The organism is Larkinella rosea (assembly GCF_003858635.1).
Taxonomy (GTDB): Bacteria; Bacteroidota; Bacteroidia; order Cytophagales; family Spirosomataceae; genus Larkinella; species Larkinella rosea.
Genome location: NZ_RQJO01000015.1, coordinates 543,705 through 558,022, shown reverse-complemented (window position 1 = coordinate 558,022; position 14,318 = coordinate 543,705). Strand labels below are relative to the sequence as shown.

At 51.4% G+C, this 14,318-nt stretch carries 9 protein-coding genes; 1 reads left to right on the top strand and 8 read right to left on the bottom strand.

Features of this window, described 5'->3' with window-relative positions:
• Positions 1 to 23: 23 nt before the first annotated feature.
• Both bamA and uppS read right to left on the bottom strand, forming a co-directional pair.
• A complete protein-coding gene (bamA, locus tag EHT25_RS28775) occupies positions 24 to 2,669 on the bottom strand; it encodes an outer membrane protein assembly factor BamA (protein WP_229311825.1) in 2,646 nt (881 codons plus the stop codon).
• Between the two features lie 3 nt (positions 2,670 to 2,672).
• On the bottom strand, positions 2,673 to 3,413 hold the full coding sequence (gene uppS / locus EHT25_RS28770; protein ID WP_124878900.1) for an undecaprenyl pyrophosphate synthase: 741 nt from the start codon (positions 3,411 to 3,413) through the stop codon (positions 2,673 to 2,675).
• Positions 3,414 to 4,164: 751 nt separating this feature from the next.
• Between uppS and EHT25_RS28765 the strand changes: the two genes are divergently transcribed.
• Complete coding sequence (locus EHT25_RS28765) at positions 4,165 to 8,499, top strand: hybrid sensor histidine kinase/response regulator transcription factor (RefSeq protein ID WP_185731520.1); 4,335 nt, start codon at positions 4,165 to 4,167, stop codon at positions 8,497 to 8,499.
• On the opposite strand, the gene EHT25_RS28760 is transcribed toward EHT25_RS28765, so the two are convergent.
• The 6 genes from EHT25_RS28760 to EHT25_RS33070 all read right to left on the bottom strand — a co-directional run bounded on the left by EHT25_RS28760 (position 8,494) and on the right by EHT25_RS33070 (position 13,815).
• Positions 8,494 to 9,261 (bottom strand): LytR/AlgR family response regulator transcription factor, encoded by a 768-nt coding sequence (locus tag EHT25_RS28760; protein ID WP_124878898.1) that lies wholly within the window; start codon positions 9,259 to 9,261, stop codon positions 8,494 to 8,496. The genes EHT25_RS28765 and EHT25_RS28760 overlap by 6 nt on opposite strands.
• 3 nt (positions 9,262 to 9,264) lie before the next feature.
• On the bottom strand, positions 9,265 to 9,531 hold the full coding sequence (locus EHT25_RS28755; protein ID WP_221622344.1) for a hypothetical protein: 267 nt from the start codon (positions 9,529 to 9,531) through the stop codon (positions 9,265 to 9,267).
• A complete protein-coding gene (locus EHT25_RS28750) occupies positions 9,528 to 10,694 on the bottom strand; it encodes a sensor histidine kinase (RefSeq protein WP_124878897.1) in 1,167 nt (388 codons plus the stop codon). Before EHT25_RS28750 ends, EHT25_RS28755 begins: the two co-directional genes overlap by 4 nt.
• 24 nt (positions 10,695 to 10,718) lie before the next feature.
• Positions 10,719 to 11,363 carry a hypothetical protein gene (locus EHT25_RS28745; RefSeq protein ID WP_124878896.1) on the bottom strand — a complete coding sequence of 215 codons (645 nt, stop codon included), beginning with the start codon at positions 11,361 to 11,363 and terminating at the stop codon, positions 10,719 to 10,721.
• 159 nt (positions 11,364 to 11,522) lie between these two features.
• Entirely contained in the window at positions 11,523 to 13,685 is a 2,163-nt protein-coding gene (locus EHT25_RS28740) for a TonB-dependent receptor (protein WP_124878895.1), read from the bottom strand.
• A complete protein-coding gene (locus EHT25_RS33070; RefSeq protein WP_221622343.1) occupies positions 13,609 to 13,815 on the bottom strand; it encodes a hypothetical protein in 207 nt (68 codons plus the stop codon). Before EHT25_RS33070 ends, EHT25_RS28740 begins: the two co-directional genes overlap by 77 nt.
• Positions 13,816 to 14,318: the final 503 nt, after the last annotated feature.

Here is a 14,318-nt window from a genome sequence, read left to right as displayed (position 1 = left end):
ATAACGTCTTCAGGAACGATTTCTTATCTGATCTGCTGCCCAATTGTAAAGTGAAACTGGCCTCCCGGACCGGGCCGGGTTGGTGAGCCCGGCATCCGGTCGAAACCGTACCCGTAGTCAATCCCGATCAATCCAAAGGCGGGCATAAAGATCCGGGCACCGGCCCCCGCCGACCGTTTCAGATCGAACGGATTGTAGCTCTTGAAGTTTCCCCAGTTGTTCCCGGCTTCCAGGAACGTCAGGACGAAAATCGTAGCCGAGGGGTTCAGCGATACCGGATAGCGGAGTTCCATCACGTATTTGCTGTACGTCAAACCGCCTTGCGAACGTTCCAGAGGTGTCGGCGAGATACCGTTGACGCCCGTATAGACGTCCCGGTCGTTGTAACCGCGTAAACCAATAATATCCTGCGCGAGGGCAAACTGGCCCGTACCGGCCAGACCCGATCCTCCTAACACAAATCGCTCGAAGGGGCTATAAAGTGTCCGGGAATTATACCGGCCTAAAAAGCCCATGTGCGCGCGGGCGTTCAACACCAGTTTACCCGTAACGGTGGCGAACCAGCTAGCGTCGAACATCCATTTGTGGTATTCGACCCACTTATACCGGTCTTTGATATCGACGTTGGCATTCGTGGTTTTGTTCGAGAAGGCCGAGTAAGGAGGAGTGAATGTGGCCAACAGCGAAATCGACGAACCGGAACGCGGGAACTGTGGGTTGTCGATGCTGTTTCGGGCCAAAGTCGTGTTGAACGTGATGCTGTTCGACGTACCGTTCCGCAGACCAATCCCAAAAATATCGTAGTTGTTCAGCTCATACCGCTGATACGTCAGCGAGTTGCTCAACTGGAAAAAGTCATCCGGGAAGCGCAACCGACGGCCCAAACCCAGCGAAATCATCGTGTTTCCGTACGAACCCAGGAAGTTTTTTCCGTAGCTGCTTGGATTTGTATAGTAAGAACTGGGGTCCGAAATCCGGTAGATTGTCCGCGACAAACTGACGGAGAACGAATTCGGTTTTTTACCTCCCAGCCAGGGTTCGGTAAACGTCAGCGAATACGTCTGGTATTGGCGCCCGTTGGCCTGAAACCGCAGGGCCAGTTTCTGTCCGTCACCGGCGGGCAGCGGCCGCCAGGCTTTCATGTTCGTAATGTTCCGGGCCGAGAAGTTGTTGAACACCAATCCCAACGTTCCAACAAAGCCGACGTACCCGCCCCAACCACCCGATAATTCGATCTGGTCACTCGGTTTTTCTTCCACCGTGTATTCAATATCCACCGTTCCATCGGGTTGCGGAACGGGGTTGATTCCAATCTTTTCCGGGTCAAAATACCCCAACGTCGACAATTCACGCTGCGTCCGGATGATGTCGGTTTTGCTGAATTTCTGACCGGGCAAGGTCCGGATTTCCCGCAACACCACGTGGTCACTGGTTTTCGTATTTCCGTTCAGGATGATCCGGTTGATGGTGGCTTGTTTGCCTTCAAAAATCCGGAATTCCAGATCCAGGGAATCACCCTCAACGCTTTTGATGACGTCTTCCGCGTTGAAATACAAATACCCTTTGTCCATGTAAGCCGAACTCAGGTCACTGCCGGGAATCCCGTTTTTCTTCTTCTCGATGTCTTCCTTACTGTATACGTCGCCTTTTTTTACGCCCAGCACCTGCGTCAGAACCTCATCGGTGTAGAGGTAGTTACCTTCCCAGGTAATGTTGCGAACGTAGTATTTCTGCCCCTCATCGATATTCATGATGATGTTTACCGTCCGGCTATCGTGGGCGTAAACCGAGTCGAACGTAACGCTGGCATCGCGATACCCCTGCTTGTTGTAAAACTCGACAACCTTCTGCTTGTCTTCTTCAAATTTCTTGGGAACGAACTTGGAAGGGGTAAACAAACGGCCAAACCGCATCTGTTTGGTGCCTTTCATCTTCATCCGGATTTTCGACTCGTCGACCAACTCCCGTCCGCGAATTTCGATGTTATTGATCTTGACTTTGCTGCCTTTCTCGATCGACACGCGCATGGTGGCCTGGTTGCGGGTACTGTCCGTCGGAACCGACAGAATTTTGACTTTGGTGTTCAGGTATCCCTTCTCAACGAAATATTTCTTGACACTGAGTTGGGTATTTTTAACCAATGTGTTGGAAATCAAGCGCCCCAGGTTGAGTTTTATCTTATCCTTAAGTGCATCCTGTTCTGATTTTTTGATACCCACAAACGTAACCTTGTACAAACGGGGCTGTTCTTTTATGGATACATTGAGGGTTACATTGGTACCTTCAACCTTTGTAGCCAGGATCTCGACGTCTTCCAGCAATCCCTGCGCCATCAGGCGTTTGATCGCTCCGTTAATGCTTTCGCCCGGAATCCGGACTTTATCGCCCACTTTCAAACCGGTCAGCGACAACAGCGAATTCGGATCGAGGTATTTGTTCCCCGTGACGGTCAATCCGGCAATTTCGTATTCTTTCGGATCAGCGTAATTGAGTTCAATCGGAGAAGTGGACGCTCCAATGGGTGCCGGTCCTGTGGTGATGCGTCCGCCCCCAAATCCCGGCCGAACCTGCGCCCGACCCGGCATTGCCATAAACAGCACCAGCACGACGATTCCGGCCAGAACGGTTTTATTGTTTAAAAATACCACCGTGGTAGGAGTTAATTTCATAGTTTACTTCACGAGTTGTTCACTGATCTTTCCAAAACGCCGTTCACGGTTCTGATACGTCAGAATAGCTTCCCACAGGTGCGGTTTACGAAAATCGGGCCACAACACGTCGTTCATGATATAAAGTTCTGCGTAAGCCAGTTGCCAAAGCATAAAATTACTGATGCGGTGATCGCCCCCCGTCCGGATCATCAGATCGACCTCGTCGATGCCTTCCGTGGCCAGCGCCTGCCCAAACACCTCGTCATTGATCTGGTCGGGCTGCAGGGTACCTTCCTGAATTTGCCGGGCCAGTTTTTTGGTGGCTTCTACAATATCCCATTTGCCACTGTAACTCAACGCCAGAATCAGGTTGAGTCCGTTGTTATTTTCGGTTAGTCGAATGGCTTCGGTCAATTCCTGGCGGCAATCCCCCGGCAATGTATCGATGCTTCCAATAGCCATCAACCGGACGTTATTTTCCATCAGCGTTGGAACTTCCCCCCGGATGGTGTGCACCAGCAAATGCATCAGTGCATCGATTTCCAGTTTGGGGCGGTTCCAGTTTTCCGTCGAAAATGTATAGAGTGTCAGGTATTTCACCCCCAATTCCGCACATCCCTCGGTGGCCTCCCTAACGGCCTTGATTGCATTTCGGTGGCCGAACACCCGCGCAGCTCCCTGCTTTTTGGCCCAACGTCCATTTCCGTCCATAATAACGGCAATGTGTCGGGGCAGATTGCTCAGGTCAATGAGTTCTTTCATTCAGCCGAATAGGATTTAACAAACTTTAACAAATAGACGGCCCGCCGAGGTGGGCCGTTCAAAATTAGACTGCAAGTTACTAAAAAGCATACGGTTTTAAAAGAAATGAAATGGGAAGACCGGATGTCCGGATTATATTTTTAATCCAAGCTCACATCCCTTAATGCGAGGTTATTTGAAGGCAGGTCGCCGGCAAAAGAAGCGCCACGAACGCAGCTTACTGAAACCGGTTTTTCTCCGGCAGGTAATTATTGCCGGTTAGACTGCGCCCATTGCTGGCTCAAGAGTCTCTGAAAACGGCAGATTGATCCCTTTTCTCCCCGCATTGGCGGCTCATCAGTAGGGCGAAGCGGCACTTGCCTTTTCATCGTCGTACCCGCGTTTTCTTTGAAAACAAGCATGCTGCAAAGCACTGGTTTATAGGCAGACAAGCGAAGTAAGAGACTAGAAAAACGACTGACTGATAAAAACCAACGCCATGCTGTTTCATTTTTTCCCTCTTATCTGCCTATCTATTTTGGTCGAATCCATTTGGCTGGCAGAATCGGAATCGCTCTAAGTATACTGCCACCGTCATACGGGTAGTGGTTTCAAAAACGGCATGTTTCATGGCCGGATGATCACGACAATAGCGGTTTTGAGCGGAAAATCGAAATTTTCGCGTATATTTAGGTACGTGTATGGTAAAATGTTTTTCCACTGCATCCGGAGACACAGTGGAAAAACAGGTAATATTGTCGGAGCAATACTGATGCAGACGAACGGGAAAGATTCAGAAATACGATGTCGGCTTTCCATTGCGCTACGAACGGTTTCGCTTCTGATCGGTAGTTTTCTGGTGGTATTTTCATCCATCGGCGCCAACTCGCCTTACATTGTCAAAGTACAGCATTATTCGCTCGGCGAAGGGCTCCCCCAGCGGGGTATATTGAGCATTGGGCAAGACCCACAGGGGTATGTCTGGATCGGTACTCTCAATAATGCCTATCGATTCGACGGCCATGTTTTTAAATCGTTTCCGGTAGAGCAGGCTTCAAATCCGGTAACAAAGTCATCTCAACTAACCGCGTTAGGTTCTGTGAGTTCGATTCGTACCGATCTGGATGGAAACCTGTGGTTATTCAAATTTGGGTCGCAAGCACATAGTCAGATTGATATACTAGTTCCGGGCCAACAGAAACTGATTTCTTTTGAAAAGCGATTTCATCAAAAACTGCCTTTCGATCTGTCAGGCTCATTGCTGGGATTTCCCCAATTACTGGCTTCAGCCCGGCCAACCGATCCCATTATAATCCCTGATTTAAATGGAGCCGTGTTTCTCTATAAAGGTCAGGGGAAATTTAAGCAGATCTACCAGCACCCCTACCCCGAAAAAATCAGAAAATACTATAAAAGATCGTATGAAGATAAGACGCCTTTGAAGTTGAAAAATTTTATTGTTACCCCAGCCGGTACCACTTTAATTACCTATGCTTCAGAGAACCCCCTTGAAAATGAACTGACTGAAATCTGGCCAAACGGAAAAATTCGTCGGCAGCTACACGTTCCCGCCCAACTTCATCCGGTTTCGGTTGACTCGCAGGGCACTATTTATTTAGCTTATTACAAGTACGTCTACGACGAGCCCGCTAATCTGCCCAGCCAGCTCCCCAGGCTGATGCCGCATCAGATCGATGCCTTGTTATACCAGTTGAGTCCGGACGGGAAATTGACCAATGTCCCGGTTCTTTTTCAGAAAAATCCCTTCCCGAACCCGTCCCAATACAGCTTTGTCAATGATAAAGTCGTGTACGATGCCAAACACGGCCTATATTGGTTTCTGGGTAAAAACGTCCTGTTTGCCTGGCACCCGAAACGTGGCATTGTATTCGACTTAGCCGCATCGGGCTTCCCCGTTGCCAGCCTGATTGATATTAATCAGCTGTTTGTCGATCGAACGGGTGCCATCTGGGTCGCTACTCAAAACGGCGTTCTCCTTCTTACCCTAGAACCCAATCATTTTCAACGATATTTGTACGTGCCGGATGAAGAAACCGCCATACCAAAACTAAGCACACGGGGTATTGTAAAAACCGGTGACTGGCTCTGGGTGAATGCGTTGCACGGCATGATCCATCTAAAAACCGGGGAAGTACGAAAAGCGATTTCCGGTGAACACGGTCCTGCGATTTTAAGCCGGGATAAAAAGAAGATTTGGGCGATCTCGGAATCTCTGGTACAAATTGATCCGATCACTTTGTCCATTCAGAAATTTTCCCTTCAACCAAATCCTAAGAAATATTGCTGGGTTATTTGGGAAGACGGCAAACGCAACTTTTGGTTGGGATACGACGAAGGAATGTCCTATTTCGATACCCAACAGAAACAAAATCACCCCTTTACCCGATACAACCAGTACCCGGAACTGGCCACCAGCCGGATCAACGACTTTTTCCCGGATTCCACCCAGAATGGGCTTTGGGTTGCTTCGTCGTCCGGGCTTTATGTGCTGGATACCCTGCGGGGCATCACCGCCCGCTATAGTTCGAGGGATGCCGCTCCCCATCACCTGCCTTTCGACCACATTACCTTTCTTCACCACGACCGCACCCAACCGGGCATTTACTGGCTGGCCACCCGAGGAGGTGGGTTGATTCGCTGGGAACAAAAAACCGGCCGCTGGCAACAATTCACCCAGGAACAGGGCCTTTCCAACAACGACATCTATTCCGTACACGAAGACCGGAACGGTTATCTTTGGCTGCCCAGTAATTATGGCTTGATGCGGTTTCACAAACAGACGCACCAGGTGCAGGTTTTCCTGCCAAAAGACGGCATTACGCATGAAGAATTCAACCTGAAATCCTATTACCAGAGCCCCGACGGTGAGCTTTTTCTCGGCGGTCTGAACGGGATTACGGCGTTTCGGCCCAATGATCTGATAAAAGAAAAACCGGTGATTGTTCCGCTGCGGGTGACCAATTATGAGCAATTCAACGCCAGTACGGGTCAACGAACCGATCACTTGCCGGAGTTTCAACAAAACCAGGAAATTACGATTCCTCCCCAAAACCGGACGGTTTCGCTTTCGTTTGCCTTGCTCGATTACCGGTATGGGCGGCAGTTCCGGCTTTTATACCGAATTGTCGGCTGGCAGAACTACTGGACCGCCCAGTTTCGGCGCGATGTTTCCATCAATGGCTTACTTCCCGGCACCTACCAGCTTCAGGTGCGGGCCCAGAACCCCAACGGACAATGGGCTTCCCGAACGCTGACCATCCCGATTCGGGTTTTAAAGCCCTTTTATCTCCAGACCTGGTTTCTAACCTTAATTTTTCTCACCCTGATCGGCTTAACCATTGGCTTTTTCCAATGGCGAAACTACCGGCTCCGGCAGGAAACCCGGCGGCTGGAAGAAGAAGTGAACCGGCGAACGGCTCAGATTGCTCAGGATAAGGCCGTTATTGAACAGCAGGCGGCCGACCTGCAGGCCAGCGCTACCCTGAAGTCCCGTTTTTTTGCCAATGTTTCGCATGAATTCCGAACCCCCCTCACCCTGTTGCTGGGCCCCTTAACGCATTTGTCGAAGCAGCTTTCCGATCCGTCGCTGACCCGACTCGTCAACACCATGGACCGAAACGCGCGGCAGTTGCTGACGATGGTGAGCGACCTGCTCGATCTGTCCAAACTCGATGCCAGCCAGATGCAATTGGCCAACCAGCCTGCCGACTTGGCGCAGGTTACCAACCAAACGGTGTCTAAATTTATGTCCCAGGCCGACTATACGGGCATCAAACTGACGGTGGAAGGCACCGGCCAACCCATCTGGATGCTGCTCGACACCGTCAAGATCGAAACCGTATTAACCAATTTGCTCGCCAATGCCCTGAAATTTACCCCGGCGGGTGGTGTGGTTTCGGTTCAGGTGCTGAAGCAGGACAAGGCTGTTCGGGTGGCAGTGCAGGATACCGGAAGCGGCATTCATCCCGACGATCTTCCCCACATCTTTGAACGGTATTACCAGTCGCAACAACCGGATGCACCATTGCGGGGCGGTACGGGCATCGGGCTTGCGTTATCGCACGAATACTGCCACCTTTGGGGCGGACAGCTAACCGTAGCCAGCCAACTCGGAAAAGGCAGTACGTTTAGCTTTACCTACCCCTACGAACCGGTTTCTCCGCTCCAAACTGCCCCAGCCCCCCCATCGCCAGCTCAACTCGAGCCGGTTGCGGATTCGCCGGAGCCGGAAGCGAATCCAGTACGTTCCCGGATTCTGCTGGTAGAAGACAATCCGGATATGACGGAATACCTGAGCACGATTCTAGCGCCTGCTCACCTGCTGCACACGACCCGCAACGGGCGCGAAGCCTGGGATTGGCTGAATACCTTAACCAATACTGATTATCCGCAGCTGATTCTGACGGACCTGATGATGCCCGATATGGACGGACTGGCGCTGGTGAACGAAATCCGGCAGCACCCCGACTTGCGCGATATTCCGGTTTTGATGTTAACGGCGCGTACCAGCCAGGATGTGAAGTTGCAGGCCCTGCGGCTCGGCGTTGCTGATTACATGACCAAACCATTCGATGAAGACGAACTGCTCACGCGCATCAGCAACCTGTTCGAACGGTCGCAGGAACGGACGGTCTGGCAACAACACCTTCCCGGCGAAACCGCTCTGGCGTCCCCGCCTTCGGTGGAAGATGAATGGCTGATCCAGCTGCAACAGGTTACCCTGAAAAACCTGACCAACCGGTATTTTCAGGTGAACACCCTGGCCGATGCCGTCCACAGCAGCGAACGGCAGTTGTATCGGCGCTTGAAAAAGCTGACCGGTTTTTCGCCCAACCAGTTTATCCAGGAAATCCGGCTGCAAACCGCCCGCGAATGGCTGGAAAATCAACGATTTACCACCGTCAAAGAAGTTTGTTACGCTGTGGGTTTTCAGGATACCGTGTATTTTTCACGCCTGTTTTTACAACGTTTTGGGAAATATCCTATGGCGCTCCTCCGTACGACCGACGAGCTTACACCCCCGGAACAGCCCGACGATTACCCGCCCATTACGGATAAACGACCCGTCCACCAGCGCGTGTTATAACTCCATCAGACTTTTCAGATTGTCGTGAAAACTGCTGCCTGTCATCAGTTGAGTGGCCTTTTTATCCCGCATGATGATGACAAATTTCCCGTTGAAATGCCGCTGAATTTCCCGAATATGGTGGGAATTCAATAACGTTGAGCGGCTGATTCGGGTGAAGGTGTCGGGTAGTTTTTCTTCGAGTGTAGAAATCGTATAATTGGTTAGAAACTGCTCACCGTCGATGGTATGCAGAAAAACGTACTTGTCTTCGGCTTCGAACCAGGCAATGCTGGTCAACGGAATCAGCAGAATACGGTCCCCGGTTTTAACGGAAATGGAATGCAGTTCTTTCTTCGGTTTCAGCATTTCCAGCACGTGCCGCAAATCCGGCCCGGGGCCAACCGGCGTCGCCTGGGATTTCCGGATGCGTTCGACGGTTTTTTCCAGACGTTCCGGCTCAATCGGTTTCAGCAGGTAATCGATCGAGTTTTCTTCGAAAGCGCGAACGGCGTAATCGTCGTAGGCCGTGGCAAAAACCACAATCGGCAGATAGGGCAGTTTGGCCAGCATTTCAAACCCGTTCAGTCCCGGCATTTCAATATCCAGAAAAATCAGCTCCGGTTCCAGCGCTTCCACGGCTTTGAGCCCTTCCAGCCCGTTCACCGCTTCGCCCACAATTTCGAAGGTGTCGGCATACCGGCCCAACAGACGCCGGAGTCGGTTGATGGCCAGTGGTTCGTCGTCGACTAACAGAGTTCGGAGGGGAAATTGATTGGCCATGATTCACGCGTTAAGTTTCAGCGATGGTGGACCCGGTTTTCGGCGTCCCGGCGTCGGCCCATTCTTTGGTTGACTGCCAAAAAGTTTTTTAACCCAATGGCCTTTCCAGAGCCAGAAACCGGACAGCACAACGAGCGGCACAATCCCGGCTTTGACCATCAAAGCGGCTTCGGGAATTTGGGAAACCGGCCCGTAAATGTAGCCGATGATGGGAATGCTGGCAATGATGTGAATCCAGCGGATCAATTTGCGTTCAGTAGCGGCTTTCATCGATTGTTTACTGTTGTTTCAGGAGACAGCGACTGCCGGATCACCTCGGGCGAACGGCTCAGCCGCTCTTTTTTAACCTGCACAATCACTTCTTTAACGGGCTTGTTTTCAACCAGTAATCGGGCGTCGTAGCCATACAGCAGCTTCAGTTTATCCTGAATGCTTTGCAGGCCGTAGCCCGCTACGAGTTCTTCCGGAAAAACCGGTCCGTTGTCGTGAATCCGGCAGTTCAGCCAGCCATTTTCCTCCGTAATCCGGAGAATGATCGCTCCCGGCCCGGCGACTTTCGAAATACCGTGTTTGATGGCGTTTTCGACCAGCGGTTGCAGCAGAAACTGCGGAATCTGCACTTCATTCAGGGTTTTATCCGTGAGGTCGATGCGGTACGTCAGCCGATCGCCAAACCGCACCTGCTCCACGTCCAGGTACGTCCGCACCATTTCCAGTTCATCGGCAATGGAGTTGAAATAGCGGTTTTTCATCCCGGTCGAATACCGGAACAATTTGGACAGCAACACCACCATTCGTTCGGCGCGGTCGGGTTCGTCATGCACCAAACTGGCAATGGAGTTCAGGGCATTATACAGAAAATGCGGGTTGATTTTGGCTTGCAGCGCTTCCAGTTCGGCCCGGGTTTTCTGCTGTTCCAGGTGCAGCAGCTGGTATTCCTGCTCCGTTATTTTTCGGGTAAACGTGCGGGCGCGCTGCTGAAAATAGAAAAACAGGTTTCCTACCACAATGGGGCACAACAGGTAAAGCTGCGACAAATTATTGCCGCTATTCCGATACACCGCGATTTTCGATGGGTCAAAATAGCGGATCATCAGGCCTCTCCAGATCAGGTAATTGAGTGCACCAACCACCACCAAAAAGATCAGGGATAAAATCAGGTGCTGCACCCAGGCTGATGGAAACCGGTGTGCCACCAGCCCGAACAGTGAACAGATTAACAGCACACCAGCCGCATTGACCAGGTTACTGACACAGATCATCACCGTGATTCCGATGTATTCGCCAGTTGGGTTAGCCAGTTCCAGTGTAAAATAAATGATACCGCTCAGCCCGTAAACCATCATGGCGCAAACCGCAATTGAAATCAGCCAGTCGCGCAAGCTGCTCTGAATGAACAGTTTTCTACCTTTCAATTTCTGAAATAAACTCATAAATGACGAACGGGCTAGTGGCACTTACTGACCGCACTGACTCAGCAGATACTGATCCGTGTCGGCTCCCCAACTGGGGTGAATGGTTGATGCCGGTTTGAATTTAGCGAATTTTTCCCCGGCTTGTTTCAACACCGGACAGGCCACGGTTTTTCCCCCGCCATACTGCTCCGGCGTGTAAAACAACGACTGTCCCTGCAACAGATAAATCCGCGGATTTTCGGGATTCTTCTGTTTGGCCTTGTCGAGATTGGTCTGAAAAATCTGGCCGTATTCCTGCCAGCGGTTTTCGGGATCGACGGATAAGCGGGCGCTCGCCAACGCAGCCGCCAACACCATCAGTTCGTCGTTATCAGCCTGCTGACCGGCAATTTTTTTGTAAAACGCATCGGCTTTGTCGAGCAACGCGTCTTTTTTGCCCTTATCGGTTTCTTTGAAAGAAAGCACGGCGTTGGCGTAAGCCGCCCAATAATTGGGCAACCATTCGGCGGTTTCGGCACTGCCGATGCGCTCAAGCTGCCCGGCGGCTTGCTGGAGTTCGGGCGTTGGCGTCGTGAATTTCACTTTGGCAATGGCTTCTTCCATCGCTTTCGTGTATTTTTCATTTTGGGCAAATGTGCTGGTAAAAACCGCCAGCGCAAGAGTTACTGAAAAAAGGAGTCGTTTCATGGTTTTGATGGTTAAATGGTTAAAAATGTTAAACGTACCCACGGTCCGGCGGGCGGCCCCGTTTAGTCCGCGAGATCAGACGATTTAGGATAGTATTATTTATAAAATTGCAAATAATCGCACGGATTAAACGGGGCCGCCCGCCGGTCCGTGGGTACGTTAATTACTAATCAATTCAGGATCAATGGGCTTTCGGGTCAGACTCAAAACGGCTCCGACAAAGAAAAACCGGTAGAACGGCGGCACCACGGCAAACTTCTGGCGGCCGTCGGGCGTGTAGCGATACCCGTAACTATTCTTCGTTCCCAGCAGGTTTTCGGCCGACGCGTAGAGGACCAGAAACTTTCGGGGCAGGATTTTGATGTAACTCATGTTCACACTCAGGCTACTGTAGGGGCGGGTTTTATCGCCCAGAAACCGGTCGCTGCCCGGATTGTAATACGGACGTCCGCTGGCGAGCGAATACGTCGCGCCAGTATTGATGCCCAGCGCCGGAAAGTATTTCTTGAAAACGAGATTCAACGTATGCGTGGCCGCGAAAGTCGGCATGGCTTCGGTCGGGTAATTGCGGAAAAGCCGTTTGGTATCCAGAAACGAGTACGACACCCAGTAATCGACATTTTTCATCGATTGCTTATCGCGCCAGAACAGGTCGAATCCTTTCGCGTAACCAAAACCGCTGTTGTTGGTCCGGTTGGTTGGAAACCGGTAGATGTTCGGATCGTAATAACCGTTCGTATTTTCCCGAACCAGATTCCGGTAGTCTTTGTAAAAGGTCTCGACGCGAAACGTGCGGTTTTCCCGAATCCGCTGGTAATTCAGAATCAAGTGGTTGGCCTGCTCGAAGTTCAGCTTCGGGTTGGTCAGCAGGTAGGTCTGGTCGGGGCTCTGGTAAAACTGACCGGCCGCCAGCGACACCTGCCCGTAGGGATCGGTTTTATACGCCATCGACAACCTGGGTGACACATTCGCCCGGTTGATGACCGACGTCCGTTCCCCGCGCAAACCCGCCCGCACGGCCAGTTTTCGGGTAAAAAATACTTCCGTTTCGACAAAAACCGCCGAATACCAGTCCGTCAGTGAGCCACCCCAGATGCCATAGTGGTTTTGGTAGGTATACCGATGCAATTCGGCCCCGGTCAGCAACGAGACTTTGCTGCTCAGCGAGCGCGTCAAAACCGCCCGGCCCTGAATGCGTTGTTCCTGCGTTCGGGCCGAAACCGTATCGATGCCCAGCCGGTCGCGGTTAAAATTATAACTCACCCCGGTTTGAAGCCCCCAGCGGCCCTCGTCCCAGGTGGTTTGAAAGGTCGTCATCGAAAACGCATTCCGGTTCCGGACAGTGAACGGCGACGCCCGGAAGTCGCCGGTAAAATTCCGGAATTCAATACCCTGATACGCCATCGAAAGGTCGGTGTAATGTTTCAGCAAACCCCGCTTACCGATGGGTTGCGTCAAGATGATCGACGTGCCGCCCGCTTCCGGCGCATGAATCCAGTTAATATTCGATTTCAGGACGTTAAACAACGGATTCAGGTTGGTATAATTCACCGAAAAGGTAATCCGCTCTTTTTTGAAAGCCGAAAGTGTAATCCCGGCGGCATTGAAACCGACGCTGATGCCGTCGTTATCTTCGGCGCGGTCTTTCGTGTTCAGCGACAAAACCGACGAAAGCGCCTGCCCGTACTGGGCCGAATAACCACCCGTGCTGAACGCCGTTCCTTTGAACAGAAAAGGCGAAAACCGGCTCCGCTGGGCCACATCCGGCGCTCCGCTCGAGAACGGATTCTGTACTGCCAGCCCGTCGATGATGGTGCGGGTTTCGGAAGCCGCCCCACCCCGCACGAACAAGCCGGTCTGGTCGCCGACGCGCTGCGCACCGGGCAGTAGTTGCATCACTGCCGGAATGTCGGCGCCCCCGCTGGCGGTCGTCACGATGTCGAGCGGTTTCAAAACCGTCTGCCGTTTTTCATCGCTGGCTTCAAAAGCCCCCGCCGTAATGACAACGGTATTGAGAATGGTCGCAGTTTCCTCCAGTTTGCGGGTAAACTGAACCGTTGGCTGATCGAGTTTGATCTTTTGCTGAACTGGTTCGTAGCCGACAAAGCTCACCGCGAGGGTGGCCGTATCTTTCTGGCTGGTTTGAAAGCTGAACGTGCCGTCGGTATCGGTATTGACGCCGTCGTAAGAGCCCTTGATGAAGACGTTCGCACCCGGCAAACCTTCGCCTTTGCGGTCGGTGATTTTACCGGTTATGGTCGTTTGCGCCCCGGCCAGCGCAGGCAAAAACAGGACGCAAAAGAAAAGTAGCTGTTGTTTCATGGCGGATGGCTTCGAATTCGGATTCAAAGCTATTCGCCCCGGTGGCGGAAGGGAAGCGGTTTCCGACAGACAACAATTTTGTCGGAATAAACGGGGGAAAATCGCGGATGATCGGGTTGGTAAATTTCATTTTGTAAAAAATTTTAAGAATAAATCCGCCTTATTTCCGCTTCTACCATAGATTATTTCAGGTTTCGAAAAATTCCTTAAAAAAAATTTCACCAAAAAGAGTATTGCTTCCCGATTCCTGCATCTTTCCCCCATATCGCAATACTAATGCGGTTTTCGGTTTACAGTATTCAATGTTCGGTGGCTGACGCATTCCTGTTGCTGCTTACCCAGCTTCGGTGAAAACGACTCCGGCCGCCCCACCGAATACCATAAACAGAAAACCGTAAACCAACTTAACCGACCTAACACTAATCTCTATTAACATTTTTTGCCGCCTATGAATAAAGTTCACCGCTGATTGTTCACAAGCCCATAATGGTGCAACATTATCGGCCCGCTGATCTCCTGAATTTTTACGTCTGTTTCGCTACATCCCAAAAAGGGTGGACTGGGAATCATTACGCCGAATTTTAACCGTCAAAACCAAAATTATGTCGAGAACTGTACAATTTCATGCTGCTT

What these genes read in the sequence shown, in the direction of transcription:
- EHT25_RS28755 (WP_221622344.1), bottom strand. Translation starts at nt 9,531, where the DNA reads ATGAAAGCCGCTACTGAACGCAAATTGATCCGCTGGATTCACATCATT.
- uppS (WP_124878900.1), bottom strand. Translation starts at nt 3,413, where the DNA reads ATGAAAGAACTCATTGACCTGAGCAATCTGCCCCGACACATTGCCGTT.
- EHT25_RS33070 (WP_221622343.1), bottom strand. Translation starts at nt 13,815, where the DNA reads ATGAAATTTACCAACCCGATCATCCGCGATTTTCCCCCGTTTATTCCG.
- EHT25_RS28745 (WP_124878896.1), bottom strand. Translation starts at nt 11,363, where the DNA reads ATGAAACGACTCCTTTTTTCAGTAACTCTTGCGCTGGCGGTTTTTACC.
- bamA (WP_229311825.1), bottom strand. Translation starts at nt 2,669, where the DNA reads ATGAAATTAACTCCTACCACGGTGGTATTTTTAAACAATAAAACCGTT.
- EHT25_RS28760 (WP_124878898.1), bottom strand. Translation starts at nt 9,261, where the DNA reads ATGGCCAATCAATTTCCCCTCCGAACTCTGTTAGTCGACGACGAACCA.
- EHT25_RS28765 (WP_185731520.1), top strand. Translation starts at nt 4,165, where the DNA reads ATGCAGACGAACGGGAAAGATTCAGAAATACGATGTCGGCTTTCCATT.
- EHT25_RS28740 (WP_124878895.1), bottom strand. Translation starts at nt 13,685, where the DNA reads ATGAAACAACAGCTACTTTTCTTTTGCGTCCTGTTTTTGCCTGCGCTG.
- EHT25_RS28750 (WP_124878897.1), bottom strand. Translation starts at nt 10,694, where the DNA reads ATGAGTTTATTTCAGAAATTGAAAGGTAGAAAACTGTTCATTCAGAGC.